The sequence below is a fragment of the Mycobacterium sp. SMC-17 genome (assembly GCF_045310915.1).
In the GTDB taxonomy this organism is placed as follows: domain Bacteria; phylum Actinomycetota; class Actinomycetes; order Mycobacteriales; family Mycobacteriaceae; genus Mycobacterium.
In genome coordinates, this window is sequence record NZ_JBJIAK010000060.1 from 1 (window position 1) to 14,531 (window position 14,531).

The 14,531-nt window shown below is 65.7% G+C and carries 18 protein-coding genes; 7 read left to right on the forward strand and 11 right to left on the reverse strand.

The window, feature by feature from the left end:
* Positions 1-142 precede the first annotated feature (142 nt).
* Both ACJH7A_RS26445 and ACJH7A_RS26450 read left to right on the forward strand, forming a co-directional pair.
* The gene (locus tag ACJH7A_RS26445; RefSeq protein WP_135355432.1) at positions 143-526 is read left to right on the forward strand and encodes an STAS domain-containing protein; all 384 of its coding nucleotides are present in this window, start codon (positions 143-145) and stop codon (positions 524-526) included.
* A 41-nt stretch (positions 527-567) separates the two neighbouring features.
* Positions 568-1,020 carry an ATP-binding protein gene (locus tag ACJH7A_RS26450; RefSeq protein ID WP_406802966.1) on the forward strand — a complete coding sequence of 151 codons (453 nt, stop codon included), beginning with the start codon at positions 568-570 and terminating at the stop codon, positions 1,018-1,020.
* Between the two features lie 2 nt (positions 1,021-1,022).
* On the opposite strand, the gene ACJH7A_RS26455 is transcribed toward ACJH7A_RS26450, so the two are convergent.
* The 6 genes from ACJH7A_RS26455 to ACJH7A_RS26480 all read right to left on the reverse strand — a co-directional run bounded on the left by ACJH7A_RS26455 (position 1,023) and on the right by ACJH7A_RS26480 (position 6,071).
* A complete protein-coding gene (locus ACJH7A_RS26455; protein ID WP_406802967.1) occupies positions 1,023-1,466 on the reverse strand; it encodes a response regulator in 444 nt (147 codons plus the stop codon).
* Positions 1,463-3,040: a CHASE3 domain-containing protein gene (locus ACJH7A_RS26460; protein ID WP_406802968.1), complete on the reverse strand. Its 1,578-nt coding sequence runs from the start codon at positions 3,038-3,040 to the stop codon at positions 1,463-1,465. Before ACJH7A_RS26460 ends, ACJH7A_RS26455 begins: the two co-directional genes overlap by 4 nt.
* Entirely contained in the window at positions 3,037-4,230 is a 1,194-nt protein-coding gene (locus ACJH7A_RS26465) for a PP2C family protein-serine/threonine phosphatase (protein WP_406802969.1), read from the reverse strand. Before ACJH7A_RS26465 ends, ACJH7A_RS26460 begins: the two co-directional genes overlap by 4 nt.
* Positions 4,231-4,384: 154 nt before the next feature.
* Entirely contained in the window at positions 4,385-5,110 is a 726-nt protein-coding gene (locus ACJH7A_RS26470; protein ID WP_237163052.1) for a SigB/SigF/SigG family RNA polymerase sigma factor, read from the reverse strand.
* A 26-nt stretch (positions 5,111-5,136) separates the two neighbouring features.
* Entirely contained in the window at positions 5,137-5,574 is a 438-nt protein-coding gene (locus tag ACJH7A_RS26475; protein ID WP_318986814.1) for an ATP-binding protein, read from the reverse strand.
* Between the two features lie 248 nt (positions 5,575-5,822).
* The gene (locus tag ACJH7A_RS26480; protein WP_346414609.1) at positions 5,823-6,071 is read right to left on the reverse strand and encodes a hypothetical protein; all 249 of its coding nucleotides are present in this window, start codon (positions 6,069-6,071) and stop codon (positions 5,823-5,825) included.
* A gap of 179 nt (positions 6,072-6,250) precedes the next feature.
* On the opposite strand from ACJH7A_RS26480, the gene ACJH7A_RS26485 reads away from it, so the two are divergent.
* Positions 6,251-6,496 (forward strand): CsbD family protein, encoded by a 246-nt coding sequence (locus ACJH7A_RS26485; protein WP_318986855.1) that lies wholly within the window; start codon positions 6,251-6,253, stop codon positions 6,494-6,496.
* A gap of 240 nt (positions 6,497-6,736) precedes the next feature.
* Complete coding sequence (locus ACJH7A_RS26490) at positions 6,737-7,411, forward strand: hypothetical protein (protein ID WP_406802970.1); 675 nt, start codon at positions 6,737-6,739, stop codon at positions 7,409-7,411.
* Between the two features lie 17 nt (positions 7,412-7,428).
* Here the strand turns inward: ACJH7A_RS26490 and ACJH7A_RS26495 are convergent, their stop codons facing one another.
* The 3 genes from ACJH7A_RS26495 to glgX form a co-directional block, all read right to left on the reverse strand.
* A complete protein-coding gene (locus ACJH7A_RS26495; protein ID WP_212806752.1) occupies positions 7,429-7,875 on the reverse strand; it encodes a response regulator in 447 nt (148 codons plus the stop codon).
* Between the two features lie 199 nt (positions 7,876-8,074).
* The gene (locus ACJH7A_RS26500) at positions 8,075-8,827 is read right to left on the reverse strand and encodes a TetR/AcrR family transcriptional regulator (protein WP_371824478.1); all 753 of its coding nucleotides are present in this window, start codon (positions 8,825-8,827) and stop codon (positions 8,075-8,077) included.
* A 92-nt stretch (positions 8,828-8,919) separates the two neighbouring features.
* Positions 8,920-11,073 carry a glycogen debranching protein GlgX gene (gene glgX / locus ACJH7A_RS26505; protein ID WP_212806753.1) on the reverse strand — a complete coding sequence of 718 codons (2,154 nt, stop codon included), beginning with the start codon at positions 11,071-11,073 and terminating at the stop codon, positions 8,920-8,922.
* A gap of 170 nt (positions 11,074-11,243) precedes the next feature.
* Between glgX and ACJH7A_RS26510 the strand changes: the two genes are divergently transcribed.
* The 3 genes from ACJH7A_RS26510 to ACJH7A_RS26520 all read left to right on the forward strand — a co-directional run bounded on the left by ACJH7A_RS26510 (position 11,244) and on the right by ACJH7A_RS26520 (position 13,063).
* Positions 11,244-11,399: a hypothetical protein gene (locus ACJH7A_RS26510; RefSeq protein WP_212806754.1), complete on the forward strand. Its 156-nt coding sequence runs from the start codon at positions 11,244-11,246 to the stop codon at positions 11,397-11,399.
* Positions 11,400-11,438: 39 nt separating this feature from the next.
* On the forward strand, positions 11,439-12,665 hold the full coding sequence (locus ACJH7A_RS26515) for an AI-2E family transporter (RefSeq protein WP_244872922.1): 1,227 nt from the start codon (positions 11,439-11,441) through the stop codon (positions 12,663-12,665).
* A gap of 152 nt (positions 12,666-12,817) precedes the next feature.
* On the forward strand, positions 12,818-13,063 hold the full coding sequence (locus ACJH7A_RS26520) for a CsbD family protein (protein WP_212814670.1): 246 nt from the start codon (positions 12,818-12,820) through the stop codon (positions 13,061-13,063).
* 74 nt (positions 13,064-13,137) lie between these two features.
* Here ACJH7A_RS26520 and ACJH7A_RS26525 read toward each other — a convergent pair whose 3' ends face one another.
* Both ACJH7A_RS26525 and ACJH7A_RS26530 read right to left on the reverse strand, forming a co-directional pair.
* A complete protein-coding gene (locus tag ACJH7A_RS26525; RefSeq protein ID WP_212806755.1) occupies positions 13,138-14,157 on the reverse strand; it encodes an XdhC family protein in 1,020 nt (339 codons plus the stop codon).
* Positions 14,147-14,362: a hypothetical protein gene (locus ACJH7A_RS26530; RefSeq protein WP_212806756.1), complete on the reverse strand. Its 216-nt coding sequence runs from the start codon at positions 14,360-14,362 to the stop codon at positions 14,147-14,149. The genes ACJH7A_RS26525 and ACJH7A_RS26530 overlap by 11 nt, the downstream gene beginning before the upstream one ends.
* Between the last annotated feature and the right edge of the window lie 169 nt (positions 14,363-14,531).

Genomic DNA, 14,531 nt, shown 5'->3' on the forward strand with positions numbered 1-14,531 from the left:
GTCTCCGGGTCGTACTTGCTCGGCATGACATGCACCTTCCCAAGGAAGGAGGTGCGCATCAAACGCGGGATGGTTCAGGCAGCAGAAGCGCCGATAGTATTTGGACTGTCGGCTCACGCGTGTGAGCCCCTCGGAGGTGACAATGACAGGCCAGCCAGTCCAGGGAAGCGGCAACCCTGCCGCGGCGAGCTGCGCGGTCGAACAGAGCCAGATCGGCGCGGTCAGCGTGGTCGCGGTATCGGGGACGGTGGACATGCTCACCGCTCCGCAGCTCGAAGCCGCACTGAGCCCGGCGGCTGTCGGCACAGCCCAGGCGGTCGTCGTCGACTTGAGCGCCGTCGACTTCCTGGCCTCGGCCGGGATGGGCGTGCTCGTGGCGGCGCACGCCGACCTGGCGCCGGCGGTGAGGCTCGTCATCGTCGCCGACAGCCCCACCACCAGCCGACCGCTCAAGCTGGTCGGCATCGCCGACCTGATCGAGCTGTTCGCCACGCGAGACGAGGCCCTCGCGGCTGTCACCGCCTAGTGCGGTCGTTGTCAATCGGAAGGTAGGTCGAGCAGGTCGCTATGACGGAGCCGGACCAGTCGAGCAGCGGGGCACGTTTCAGTAAAACGGACGTGGTGGCCATCCCCGAACATGCCGCATCCGTCCGTCAGGAGTTCTCGACCTGGTTGACGGGCCACATCGCAGTGAACAGCGTCAAAGCGAGCGACATCGTGCTCGCCGTCAACGAGGCATTGGCCAACGCCGTCGAGGCCGCGTACGCCGATGCCCCCGCTCCCGGCGTCATGCACGTGCGCGCCGACTTCGACCGCCCATCAGGGCGGCTGACCGTGACCGTGACCGACGAGGGCACATGGCGCCCCGCCACAGCACAGCTCGCGAACTCAGCCCGCGGCCGTGGAATTCCGTTGATACAGGCGCTGACGGATCATGCCTCGATCGAACCGACCGATGCCGGTACCGAGGTGCGCCTGCAATGGGACGTCATCGACGCCGTGCCCGCCGGCGGCCAGTGACCTTACTGCGGCAGCCGCACCACCTGGACGAAGAACTCGTCGATCTCCCGCACCGCCTTCATGAACTGATCGAGGTCGACCGGCTTGGTCACGTAGGCGTTCGCGTGCAGCTTGTAGCTGCGCAAGATGTCCTCCTCTGCCGAGGACGTGGTCAGGACGACGATCGGGATGTGACACAGATCGGCGTCGGACTTGATCGCCTCCAGCAACTGCCGGCCGTCGTACTTCGGCAGATTCAGGTCGAGCAGGATGAGGTCCGGGGTCGGGGCATCCGCGTGGATGCCGCGTCGGTAGAGGAAGTCCAGCCCTTCTTGACCGTCGCGGGCGACATGCAGAGTGTTCTTGATCTTGTTGTCCGCGAACGCTTCACGGGTGATCAGCTCGTCCCCGGGATCGTCCTCGACCAACAGGATGTCGACGACTCGGCCGGCTGACGACGCATTCATGGGTGACTTCCTTCCGGCTGCTCTGCTGCGATGACGTTCGGTTCGGTGGTCGGGGTTGCCGGCAAGGTGAACACGAACCGCGTGCCATCGGTGTACGACGTGTCGATCCCGATGGTGCCGCCGTGATGTTCGACGATCTTCTTGCACAGCGCCAAGCCGATGCCGGTACCGCTGTAGGCATCGCGGCCGTGCAGTCGCTGAAAGATGACGAACACCTTGTCCACGAACTCTTCGGCAATCCCTATACCGTTGTCCGTGACCGTGAATACCCAATCGTCGGCGTTCTCACCCGTTCCCATTGTGCAGTCGATCACGATCCGGGGCGTTTGACCCTCGCGCTGGAACTTCACCGCGTTTCCGATCAGGTTCTGCCACAGCATGGTGAACAAGGTGGGGTCGCCGTCGACGCGCGGCAGGCCGGCGGGCGGCATCAGCACCTGGGCTCCCGACTCTGAAATCGAGGTCGCGAGGTTCTGCATGGCCGACGCGACAGCCTCGCCCAGGTCCACCTCGGTGTGCGTGGCGTTGAGCCGGCCGACGCGGGAGAAGGTGAGCAGATCATTGATCAGCACCTGCATGCGCTTGGCGCCGTCGACCGCGAAGTTGATGTACTCGACGCCGCGCTCGTCGAGCTGGTCGCCGTACCGCTTCTCGAGCAGCTGGCAGAACGACGCCACCTTGCGCAGCGGCTCCTGCAGATCGTGCGACGCGACGTAGGCGAACTGTTCGAGTTCGGCGTTGGATCGGCGCAATTCCTCGGCTTGCTCGTCGAGCGCCACGCGGGCGAACTGAGATGCCTCGAGCTCCTCGACGATGCGCTGCCGCATCTCCTCGACATCGACGGCGATCGCGCGAATGTCAGTGGGCCCCTGGGGAACTATGCGCTCATCGAAGTTTCCCTGCGTGATCCGGCGGCATGCTGCGGCGAGTGCGCCCAGCGGGCGGGTGACCGAACTGCGCACCAGCATGGCCAGCACCACCGCCATGACGACGAAGGCGCCGACCATGGTGGCCAGCACCCGGTCGCGCCATTGGCGTATCGACGCCAGCCGCGCGGTATCCGCATCGCGCGCCTGTTCCAGATGCCGGTTCTGGGCATCGAAGAGCGCACGCAGGTTGTCGAACTCTTTCTTGCCGTCCTCATTGGTGCGGCTGTCGACGACGGCGGGATGGCCCACCACGACGCTCGCGATCAACGGCTGGGCGTAAGTGCTGCGCCAGGTACCGGCGGCTCGTTCGATGGCATCGAGGTCGGCGATGAGGTCATCACGACCGCCCAACAATGTTCTGATCCTCTGTGCCGCAGCGGTTTCAGCGCGTTGTCCGTCCTCGTACGGCGCCAGGAACTGGCTGTCGGCGGCGCTCGCATATCCGCGCACCGCGGTCTCCTGATCACGCAGTCCGGCCTGTAATCGGTAGGCGGCCACGCGCGCCGGTTGCAGGTGCTCGATCAGTTCGCTCGACACCGTGTCGGTCCGGTTCATCAAGAGCGCGCCGCCGACGGCACCGGAGAGCACCACCACACCCATCGCGGACAGAACCAGGTTCTGCCAGCCCTGCACCGTCAACTTCATCGAACCGAGCGCTCCACTCGAATGACGGCGATGTCGTCGGTGAGGCCCCCGTAGGGCTCGGCCCGGGTTTCCACCTCGCTGATCAGCGCCTTGACGAATTCGGTGCCGGGCAGGCGCGCCAGTGACCGGGCCGCGGCCAGCAGCCCCTCCTCGCCGAGGCGTTCGCCTCCGTCGCCCGCGGGTCCCTCGAACAGCCCGTCCGTCAACAGCATCAAGCCGTCGCCCGGCCGCAACTGCAACCGGTTGACCGGCCATTCCCTGGCGCCGAGGCCGAGTGCCGGGCCGGCGGTCGGTTCGAGCCAGTCGACGGTACCCGTCCCGTGCATGAGCAAGCCCGGATGACCAGCCCGCACCACGTCGAACTGCCCCGTATCGGGTGTCAGGGCCACACTCAGCAGGGTTGCGAAGGTGCCGCGGCTGGGCCGCTCGGTGGTCAGGATGCGGTCGAGCTGCCGCATCCGCTCATTACCGCGCAGGCCGGCGAAAGTCAGTGCGCGCCAACCGATTCGCAGTGCCACGCCCAACGCGGCCTCGTCGGGTCCGTGGCCGGCCACGTCACCGATCATGACGTGCACCGTGCGGTCAGGGGTCTGCACGACGTCGTAGAAGTCACCGCCGATCAGCGCGTCACGCCGGCTCGGCAGCGACTGGGTGACGATCTCGACGCCGGGATCGTCAGCGAGCAGTGGCGACGGCAGCAGGCCCCGCTCGAGTCGGGCATTCTCCTGAGCGCGCAGTCGACTGGCTTGCAGGTCGACCGCGGTGAACTCGGCACGCTTGCGTTCGATCGCATACAGGACCGCCCGGCGCAGGGTCTCCGGATCGACGCGGCCCTTCACCAGGTAGTCCTGCGCACCCGACGCCATGGCAGAAACGCCGAAATGCTCGTCGTTCAGACCGGTGAGAACGACGATCGGCAATCCCGGTGCCAGGGCGCTCAAACGGTCGAGTGCGTCGACGCCGCCGGCGTCGGGCAGGTGCAGGTCCAGCAGCACACAGTCCGGACGGATCGTTTCCAGCGCGGCCGCGGCCTGGGTCAATGTGGACGACCAGTGGAAGTCGATGTCGATCGCAGCATCGGCGATCAGCTCCTCGACCAGTAGGGCATCTCCCCGATCGTCCTCGACCAGCAGCAGCGACAGCGGTCGGTCTCCCGCAGGCCCCGATTTCGGGGTAGTGGAGCGGTTCATCCGCGGCTCCGCCGGCATGGACAAGTGGTCACATCCTTCACCAAGGGGCCACCTACCTCGTGCTGACCATCTCGTTTCACTGGTGCTTACCGTCGCGGACGTTACCAGTTGGTCCACACCGTGCTGGGCCATTGACGCGCAGCACGCCGGCCCGCTACTCCAGCTTCTCCCGAAGCTGCGCCAGGGTTTTCGCCAGCAACCGCGAGACGTGCATCTGGGAGATACCCACCTTGGCGGCGATCTGAGACTGCGTCATCGATTCGAAGAATCGCAGCACCAGCACAGTGCGCTCGCGCTCGGGCAGTTCCTCCAGAAGCGGCCGGAGCGCCTCGCGATACTCGACCTTCTCCAGGCCGGGGTCGACGTCGCCGAGCGTCTCCGCGAGAGACGGGCGCTCGTCACTGCCGCTGCCCGCGGTCCCGTCGATCGAGGTGGTCTTGTACGAACTCCCGGCCATCAGGCCATCGAGGACCTCATCGCGATCGATGCCCAACTCGGTGGCCAGTTCCGACGCGGTGGGTGCGCGCCCGAGGCGTTGCGACATCTCGGCGCTGGCCGTGCCGATCTGCAAGTGCAGCTCTTTCATCCGCCGCGGGACTTTCACCGACCAGCTGTTGTCACGGAAGTGGCGGCGCACCTCCCCCATGATCGTGGGGACCGCGAACGAGGCGAAGTCCGAGCCCATCTCGACGTCGAAACGCTTCACCGCGTTGATGAGGCCGATGCGCGCGACCTGCAGCAGATCATCGCGCGCCTCACCCTTGCCCTCGAAGCGCCGCGCGATGTGGTCGGCCAGCGGCAGGCAGCGCTCGATGATCGCGTCCCGCTGCGCGATGTGGTCAGCTGAGTCCTCGGTTGTTCCCTGGAGCTGACGGAACATCTCGAGAACGTCCGCATACTCCGCCGTCACCGCTGCAGACTCACTCGTCTCGAGGTCAACGAAACACCCAGCACCTGGGTGCCGTCGGTCGCCGGCTCGTCGGCGAAGGTCGACACGTCATCGGCCAGCGAGCTGAGCACGTGCCAGCTGAAACTGTCCGGCTTCACCACGGCGCTGCCGCGGCTGTCGTCGGCCACACACGTCGCCGAAGCACGAATCACCACAGCATCATTCGCCGGGTCGACGACGACCCGCAGGCTCGACCCGGGCACCGCGGCCCGGATGAGTCCGGTACAGGCCTCGTCGACCGCCAGCCGGATATCGGCGATGGCGTCCAGATCGAAATCCTCGAAGGCGGCGACCGCTGCCACGAGCGTCCGCAGGACGGCCAGGCTCTCCGGCGATGCCGCAACGATCAACTCAACAGACCGGTCACTGGTGCCCTGCCCCACTGCCTCAACCACCTATTTCCTCCAGCGTCCCTGTGCAGGCCACTCCACGTCGCACTCTGTGTACCCATTGTCCATGGCTGCTCAAACAAACATGCATCGCCCGCCGCCGCCCGCTGTCGGCGGCGGCAGTACCCGAAGGCGGGCTACGGTGTCAGCGCGCTTCGCCGTCTGTGCAGCCGTCCGATTCATCCTGTGCCGCAGGCTTTTTCGATCAGCTGCCGTACTTCGTCGCGAAGACGACCGCGTCGACGCACGGCCGGCTAGTACCAGTAGCGGCGGCCGGCGATCGGACGTCCGGTCGCCCCCAGCAGCCAAAAAACCGCGCCCACCACCAGCACGACCACGCCGGCCACCCACAGGGGGTAGATGTTGAAGATCAGCCCGAGAGCAAGCAGTACAGCTCCGACCAAAATCATGGTGCCTCTTTCCGTTGTGGGCAGCGCACGCACGTCGTCGTGACGCCCGCCCGGTCTGACCTTGCCGGTCAGCGGCAGTCCTTCCGTACCCACGGGCGTCAGCTGCCCAAACATTTCGGAATTTCTCCACGGAATGCCCTGTGGGGCACCCACATCCGTGTGGTGCAGATCGCAATTCTCCCCGTTTGACGCGCACCGGAGCTGGGAATTCTCGGCAGGCGTGGGGAACGGTTCTCCGTGCGATCATCCGATCCGTGAGCGGAAGGGTAGCCATGAGCGAGGACAAGAACACCGGTCCCGAGGAAGCCATCCGGGGCGTCGTGGAAGGCGTCAAGGGCAAGGCCAAGGAAGTCATCGGCACCGTCGCCGGACGTGACGACCTGGTCCGTGAAGGCCAGGCCCAGCAGGACAAGGCCGATGCGCAGCGCGACGCCGCGAAGAAGGAAGCCGAGGCGGACGCCGCACGCGCGGGCGCCAAAGCCGCTGAGGCGCGCGAGAAAGCCGAGCAGCAGAACTAGGCGCGGCTGAGACCGCAGCACAGTCAGCGGCCCAGTCCAGCGACATGCTGGACTGGGCCGCTCTGGTGTGCGCGGAATTCGCCCGGAAAGCCCTTGCATTGAAAGACCTTTCGTCAGCTCAAGGTCAGGGACACGCGTACACCCGCGCCGCGTCCGCTGAGTGTTTGCCATTCGAATGCAGCGGGTAACTGTGAAGTCAGCTGACGCACTCGCGCGTTGCCCGACTCGAAGGATTCAGGGATGACACTCGAACTGATGGCGGCGCCACGAAGTGCGGACGAGGCGGCCGGCATTGTCCAGCCGTTGTCCGACGAAGCCGCCGCATCCGGCGTGACTGTGCACCTGCCGGTGTTGCTGGTGGGCCTGCGCTGGTTGTTCGACACCGAGCAGCCGGCCCGCGCGGTCCAGTGCCCCGCGGGCGACAGCCTGCCGTCGGTGGGCGGACGAGCGTTCCGCTTCATTCCCGCCGACCGCGACGGCCGGGCGGCCATGGGCATCGCGGTGACCACCGGCATTGCCGGCGACGTGATCGGCGGTCACGAGGCGGCCGACTTCATCGATCTGCTCGAGGGCATGGGCGAAGAGGTACTGGCCATCAATTCCGTCGCGGCGGGTGCGTTCTACTTGCTGACCTTGGCACGACCCGCGCATCCGACCTTGCGGAGCGCCGTCGTTCGCTACCGCGCTCAGCACCGCGCCGACTCAACCGCCTCACCGTTCGGACCGGCGCACCATTCCGCTGACGCCGGCCCCGTGAGTGCAACTGACCTGCAGCGGCAGTTGGCCACCGCGGCCGCCGCGCAGGCCAGCGAGCCACAGCCCAGCGATGCCGGCGGCGTGCACTGGATGGACCGCTTCGGTTTCCCGACCGCTGCTGTCGCCGGCACCGAGCTGTCTCTGGCCATGCAGGTCTAGAGACGAGCCGGTCCCTGTCACCCCCGCGGCAGCCGGACCACCTGAACAAAGAAATCGTCGATCTGGCGTACCGCGCTCAAGAACTGATCGAGATCGACCGGCTTGGTCACGTAGGCATTCGCGTGCAGCTTGTAGCTGCGCAAGATGTCTTCCTGCGCCGACGATGTGGTGAGCACGACGATGGGAATGTCGCACAGTTCGACGTCCGACTTGACCTTCTCGAGCAACTGCCGCCCGTCATACTTGGGCAGATTCAAGTCGAGCAGGATCAGGTCCGGCCGGGGCGCACCCTCGTGGGCACCGCGTCGGTAGAGGAAGTCCAGGCCTTCCTCGCCGTCGTGGGCGATATGCAGAACGTTCTTGATCTTGTTGTCCGCAAAGGCTTCCCGGGTGATCAACTGGTCGCCCGGATCGTCCTCGATCAACAGGATGTCGATCGGCCTGCTGTGGCGCGGCACGGTCACGTGTACACCTTCCCCACCTATACGTAGATGACGTTCGATCCATCGTCCGGCCGCGCCGGGAATGTGAGTACACGGCGGGTTCGGCGGTCCATCTGCGGCGCCGACCGACAGTCACCTGCCATGGCACACATCCCCAATCACGATCAGTTTACATTGTAAACAGGGGAGCTGCGCGCGGGGCTCCGGTCCGGCCGCCGGCTCAGGACCGCGGCAAATTCGATTCGAGCCGATCCAACAGCGCTTCGAGCGCTTCTTCGAACTCGGCGTCGCCGTAGTCCTCCGACAACAAGGGTTGCAGTCGCTGCAGCTGCGGATAGTCCGAAAGCTTGGCCTTCGGGCGGTCGGCTTCTTCGAGGATCGCCTCGGCGGGACTCAGCTGCGCGCCGCGGGCCGACACCTCCAGCAGGAGCTGCCCGACCAGGAATGTGGTGTACGCCCGATATGCCGCGACTGCGGCGGCATCGTCGAACCCATACGACAGCAGGGTATCGAGGAAGCTCTCCATCCAGCGCATGCTGCGCAGCGGCGGGCGCACCCACGGTGCCTCCGGCGCCTGCGTGGCCACCAGCGGGAAGAGTTCGGGATGCTGCAGCGCGATCTGACGCACCCCGTGCGCAAGCCGGATCAAATAGTCCTGCCAGCCGTCTTCCTGCCGGCGGGCCGCCAACTGCTCGGCGTACAAGCGGTCGACGACGTGGTCGACCACGCCGGTCAGCAGATCTCCCCTGCCGTGTACATAGCGGTACAGGGCCATCGCCTCCACACCGCACGCCGCGCCCAACCGGCGCATGGTGAGCTTCTCCAGCCCATGCTGGTCGATGAACTCGATCGCGGTGTCCAGGATGACCTCGCGGGACAACGACGCGGAGTGGCCATCGCGCGTGCCGTCGGCGGGCGCGGCATCGGAGTCGCCCGCCGCTGGGGAGACTCCAGAGTCATTGGCTCCCGACAACGTGCCTCCCAGTACTGGACGATTCCGGGCCCAACGCTAGTCGCTGCAGGCACCGAAATGACGGAGCGTCACCGCGGGCAGCGTGCTCGGCTTCAGGAAACGGTACGGAACACAGTCAGGGCACGGCCTTCCACCATGACGGTGGCCTCCGCGTCCAGCGGAGTGGCCTCGGCCTCCACGGTGGCCAGACCGCTGGCGGTGTCGAGCACCAGTTGCCATTTCGCACCGAATTGTTGTGGCGGCAGCGTGAATTCGATGGCGTCGTGGTGCGCGTTGAAACACAGGACGAACGAGTCGTCGACGACCCGCTGCCCACGCTCATCCAGGTCCGGTATGCCCTGCCCGTTGAGGTACACCGCGACGGACTTGCCGAAGGCGGTGTTCCAGTCGTCGTCGGTCATCTCCGAGCCACTCGGGGTGAAGAAGGCGACGTCCGGGACGTCCTGCGAGCCCCGGGCGCGCACCGGCCGTCCGGTGAAGAAGCGCCGACGCCGGAAAACCGGGTGCGCGGTGCGGATTGCGGCGACGCCGCCGAGGAACGCGGTCAACACGGTGTCCGCCGATTCCCAGTCGACCCAGGTGATTTCGTTGTCCTGGCAGTAGCCGTTGTTGTTTCCGCCCTGCGTGCGGCCCAGTTCGTCGCCGTGCGAGATCATGGGCACGCCCTGGCTCAGCAGCGTCGTGGCCAGAAAATTGCGCTGCTGGCGTCGACGCAATGCATCGATGTCGGCGTCGTCGGTCGGGCCTTCCACACCGCAGTTCCAGGATCGGTTGTTCGATTCGCCATCGGCGTTGTCGTCACCGTTGGCCTCGTTGTGTTTCTCGTTGTAGGACACCAGGTCCCGCAGCGTGAAGCCGTCATGGGCCGTCACGAAATTGATCGAGGCGACCGGCCGGCGCGAGGTGTGCTCGTAGAGGTCCGCCGACCCCGTGAGCCGTGAAGCGAACTCGCCGAGCGTGGACTCCTCACCACGCCAGAAGTCGCGCACGGCGTCGCGGTACTTACCGTTCCATTCCGTCCACTGCGGCGGGAAGTTCCCGACCTGATAGCCCCCGGGCCCGACATCCCACGGTTCGGCGATCAGCTTGACCTGGCTGATGACCGGATCCTGCTGGACCATCTCGAAGAACGTCGAGAGCCGGTCGACGTCGTAGAACTCCCGCGCCAGGGTCGATGCCAGATCGAACCGGAAGCCATCGACATGCATCTCGGTCACCCAGTACCGCAACGAATCCATGATGAGCTGCAGCGCGTGCGGATGACCGGCATTGAGACTGTTGCCCGTGCCCGTGTAGTCCATGTAGAACTTCGGTTCCCCGTCGACCAGCTGGTAGTAGGCGGCGTTGTCGATCCCACGGAAAGACAGCGTCGGACCCAGATGGTTGCCTTCCGCGGTGTGGTTGTAGACCACATCGAGAATCACCTCGATATCCGCCTGGTGCAGGTCACGCACCATGGCCTTGAACTCCTGCACCTGCCCTCCGGGCGTCGCCCCTGACGTGTACTTGGGGTCCGGCGCGAAGAACCCGATGGTGTTGTACCCCCAGTAATTCGACAGTCCCTTGTCGATCAGTACGGAGTCGTTGGCGAAGTGGTGCACCGGCATCAGCTCGACAGCCGTGATACCGAAGCTCTTCAGATGCTCGATTATCGCGGGATGCGCGACGCCCGCGTAGGTGCCGCGGTCACGTTCGGGCACATCGGGGTGAAGCTGCGTCAGCCCCTTCACGTGGGTCTCGTAGATCACCGAATCGGCGTACGCGCGCTGCGGCGGCCGGTCGGTCCCCCAGTCGAAGTATGGGTTGATCACCACCGACTTCGGCATGCGGGCGGCCGAATCATCGTCATTGCGACTGTCTTCGTCACCGAAGTTGTACCCGAAGAGACTTTGGTCCCAACGGAATTCGCCGTCGATCGCCTTGGCGTAGGGATCGATCAACAGCTTGTTCGGGTTGCAGCGCTGCCCCGTCGCAGGATCGTACGGCCCGTGGACGCGATAGCCGTAGTGCTGTCCGGGCACGACATCGGGGAGGAATCCGTGCCAGATGAAGCCGTCGACTTCCGGCAGCACCACCCGCGTTTCGGTGCCGTCGTCGGCGAACAGGCAGAGCTCGACCCGCTCTGCGGCCTCACTGAAGACGGCGAAGTTCGTTCCGACACCGTCATACGTCGCTCCGAGCGGGTACGCCTTGCCCGGCCATACCTCGGTGCGGCGGTTGTCCTCCGAGTCGGCGGACGTTGTCATGTGCTCTCCTCGAGCGCCAGTACTGGGGTGGGAGGAATAGCCCGCATCAGCGCCATCCAATCATCGCGCCGGTCGGAATGCACGGTTGGTTTGGCCGGGTGTCGGCGTGGGTACCTGAAAGCCGCCGGTGTTGACGAAGACGTCAACACCCCGAGCGAGGAGCGCAGCACATGATCATCTTGGGCATTATCTTGCTAATCCTGGGCTACGCCCTGGCAGTACCGATTCTGGAGACCATCGGTGCAATCCTGGTCGTGATCGGTGCGGTCCTGTGGATCCTGGGCGCCGTCGGGCGGCCGGTCGCAGGACGCAAGGTGTGGTTCTAGCCGGCGCGGTAACCGTTCCTGCGCACCGCGGGCCCTGTGGTGACGAGCGCCCGGCCGTGCGGTGACCGCGAACCACCCGACGAGGCGAACCAGGTAGAGAAGACGGGTGAGGCCGGTCAGCCGGCACACCACGACATGGTGGCGCAGCCGCACGGCACAGATGAGGAACCGATCGCCGCGGCGGAAGCTGTCGCCGCGGAGATGAAAACCGACGCGCGTCCCCATGGCGAATTGGGACGGCGGTTCGATCGGCACTCACCCTTCTTCGTCGGGATGACGGCGGCCGCAGGCGTTGCCGTGACGTACGGCGCCGTGCACATGCTGGTCGCCGCGCAGTCGGTGCTGGTGCTGATCGGAGTGGCGTTCTTCCTGGCGCTGGGGTTGGAACCCGCCGTCTCGTGGTTCGTCAACCACCATCTGCCGCGTTGGCTCGCCACCACAGCCGTTTTCATCATCTTTCTTGCGCTGATGGCCGCCTTCGTGGCAGCGGCGATTCCGCCGCTGTCGCAGCAAGCCACCCAGCTTATCCATCAGGCGCCGCACTACATTCAGCAAGCGCAGAGCCACTCGTCCACGATCGGAAAACTCAACGACCGCTTCCATATTCAGCAGCGGATCACCGACACGATGAACGGTTCGGGCGGGTCGATACTCAACGAGATCGTCACTGCCAGTTCGGCGGTGTTCGCCGCACTGGCCGACATGCTCATCGTCGTCGTGCTCACCGTGTACTTCCTGATCGACTTCCCGCGCATCCGCGCGACCCTGTATCGCCTTGTCCCCCAGACCCGTCGGCCGCGCGCGATTCTCATCGGCGACGATGTCTTCGCCAAGGTCGGCGCCTACGTCCTGGGCAACGTGGCGATATCGGCGATCGCCGCAGTCGCCACCGCGGTGTGGCTGAGCGCGTTCGACGTGCCCTATCCGCTACTGCTCGGCATCTTCGTCGGACTGTTCGATCTGGTGCCGGTCGTCGGCTCCACCATCGCCGGAGTCGTGGTGGCGGCGGTGGCCCTGACGGTCTCGCTACCCGTATGTGTTTCCACCGCAGTCTTTTTCATCGTATTCAGAGCTCTCGAGGACTATCTGCTTGTCCCCCGCATCATCGGACACGCGGTCAAGGTGCCCGCGTTGGTCACCGTCGTGGCGGTTCTCATCGGCGGCGCTCTGCTCGGCATCGTCGGGGCATTGGTGGCCATTCCGGTCGCAGCTGCCGTGCAGCTGATCACCCGCGAGGTGCTGTTCCCGCGGCTTGATGGCACCTGAGCACCAGCGCCCCTCACACCGAACAGCCAATGTCCGGCAGGTCACAACACCACGGTGTTTCGAGTCGAGGCAGATCGGAAATCCTGCAACCAGGGCGCGGCACAGCGATACCGCTCCTGAGGAATCCATCCATGACTACCGGAAGGGCAGACATGAGCGAGAAGCAGAACACCGGACCCGAAGAAGCCGTGCGTGGCGTCGTGGAAGGTGTGAAGGGTAAGGCCAAGGAAGTCATCGGCACCGTGACGGGCCGCGACGACGTCGTGCGTGAGGGCCAGGCCCAGCAGGACAAGGCCGATGCGCAGCGCGACGCCGCGAAGAAGGAAGCCGAGGCGGACGCCGCGCGGGCGGGCGCCAAGAGCGCCGAGCAGCGACAGGAAGCTGAGCAGCGCCGCTGACTCACAGATCGGCCCAGCTGGGGTTTGCCCCGGCTGGGCCGATTGCTGTGCGCAGCCCGTCGCCGGCCCCGGCATCACACCGAATGGAATGCGCGTTCGGACTTCGGTAGCCCGCTGCCACCTTCGGCACCCGCGACCACTTGGGCCAGGATCGACAACGCGATGTGGGGCCCGGCGCGACCGCCGAGATCCAGCCCGATCGGCGCCTGCAGACGGTGTAGGTCATGGGCGAGAAGTCCCCGCGCCGACAGCTCACTTCGAGTGTTCGCCGAGCGAGCGCTCGAGCCGAGAGCGCCGACGAACGACGGCTGCAGACCGCCGGTCCATCGCCGCGAATCAAGGGCCTCGAGTAGCAGCGGCACGGTGAAGCGATCATCATGGGTCAGATCGACGATTGCCGTCTTCGCGTCGATGCGTCCCGCTTCCCGTTCGCGCCGCAGATAGCGATCGGGCCGATCAATGACGAGTTCCAGCGGGCCCGAGAACCGGTCGGGACGCAGGAATGCCGACCGTGGATCACAAACCACCACCGCGAATCCCATACGGGCGCCCAGCGCCGCGAGCTCGACGGCGATCTCGCTGGTGCCGAAAATCACCATGCGGGGCGGTGCTTCGTAACGCGTGCAGAACTCGGGCGCATCACCGGCCTGGGCCAACGAAATGTGCCCGGTTTGCAAGTTCAAGAACGTGGCTGCCGGCTGACCGGCTTCCAGTGCCGAGAGCAGGGCCGGCAGTTCCGGAAAGTGCCGCGGTGTCACCGGATGCATGGCCACCCGCACCGTGCCACCGCAGGGCCCGCGCGGCGCAAACGGGTCACCGCTCAGCCGGTCTGCTTCGTATTCGACGGTCCGGCAACCGATTCCCTCCACAAAACCGGCAGGTTCTGCGAAGATTCGCTGGGCCCGCTCGAACAGGTCCGCCTCGACGCAGCCCGATGACACGCTGCCGGCCATCGCCGCGTTCCGGTCGAAGGCCATCATCGACCCGAGTGGGTACGGAGATCGGTCGTAGGTGTCGAGGACCGTGACCGCGAGAACCGGCTCACCGTGCTGGTATCGCCGCGCAATCCATTGCAGCACAGCTTTATTCTTCATCGATGTCCTCCCCGCTCGCCAGATCGGGGCATTCGACCCGGAGCAGATCGGGATGTGCCGTCAGGAATGGGCCGGCGCCGGTGTCACCAGAGAGGTTCTGCAACAGGTCATCGAGCCAATGACCATCGGCAGCGGTCACTTTCGGCTTTCCGTAGCGCTGCCCGCTGCCTGCCGCCAGGACTATGCCAAGGGTCGTGGTGCTCATGGTGGTACTCGGTGAGGCATGTTACTCAGACGATGTCGCAACGCGCCCGGCCTCCGGCCTCATCGCCAGGTCGACGCGTAGGTCGAGCCTCAGGTGCCGGCCATCTGATGACACAGGAGGCGGACGGTGCGATGCTCTTACCGCCTCAAGTGACAGCGAGCGCGCGACG

Bases quoted from the DNA above. Each gene is read 5' to 3' on its own strand.
- ACJH7A_RS26450 (WP_406802966.1), top strand. From the start codon at position 568: ATGACGGAGCCGGACCAGTCGAGCAGCGGGGCACGTTTCAGTAAAACG.
- ACJH7A_RS26465 (WP_406802969.1), bottom strand. From the start codon at position 4,230: ATGAACCGCTCCACTACCCCGAAATCGGGGCCTGCGGGAGACCGACCG.
- ACJH7A_RS26485 (WP_318986855.1), top strand. From the start codon at position 6,251: ATGAGCGAGGACAAGAACACCGGTCCCGAGGAAGCCATCCGGGGCGTC.
- ACJH7A_RS26510 (WP_212806754.1), top strand. From the start codon at position 11,244: ATGATCATCTTGGGCATTATCTTGCTAATCCTGGGCTACGCCCTGGCA.
- ACJH7A_RS26455 (WP_406802967.1), bottom strand. From the start codon at position 1,466: ATGAATGCGTCGTCAGCCGGCCGAGTCGTCGACATCCTGTTGGTCGAG.
- ACJH7A_RS26470 (WP_237163052.1), bottom strand. From the start codon at position 5,110: ATGTTCCGTCAGCTCCAGGGAACAACCGAGGACTCAGCTGACCACATC.
- glgX (WP_212806753.1), bottom strand. From the start codon at position 11,073: ATGACAACGTCCGCCGACTCGGAGGACAACCGCCGCACCGAGGTATGG.
- ACJH7A_RS26445 (WP_135355432.1), top strand. From the start codon at position 143: ATGACAGGCCAGCCAGTCCAGGGAAGCGGCAACCCTGCCGCGGCGAGC.
- ACJH7A_RS26530 (WP_212806756.1), bottom strand. From the start codon at position 14,362: ATGAGCACCACGACCCTTGGCATAGTCCTGGCGGCAGGCAGCGGGCAG.
- ACJH7A_RS26460 (WP_406802968.1), bottom strand. From the start codon at position 3,040: ATGAAGTTGACGGTGCAGGGCTGGCAGAACCTGGTTCTGTCCGCGATG.
- ACJH7A_RS26520 (WP_212814670.1), top strand. From the start codon at position 12,818: ATGAGCGAGAAGCAGAACACCGGACCCGAAGAAGCCGTGCGTGGCGTC.
- ACJH7A_RS26490 (WP_406802970.1), top strand. From the start codon at position 6,737: ATGACACTCGAACTGATGGCGGCGCCACGAAGTGCGGACGAGGCGGCC.
- ACJH7A_RS26525 (WP_212806755.1), bottom strand. From the start codon at position 14,157: ATGAAGAATAAAGCTGTGCTGCAATGGATTGCGCGGCGATACCAGCAC.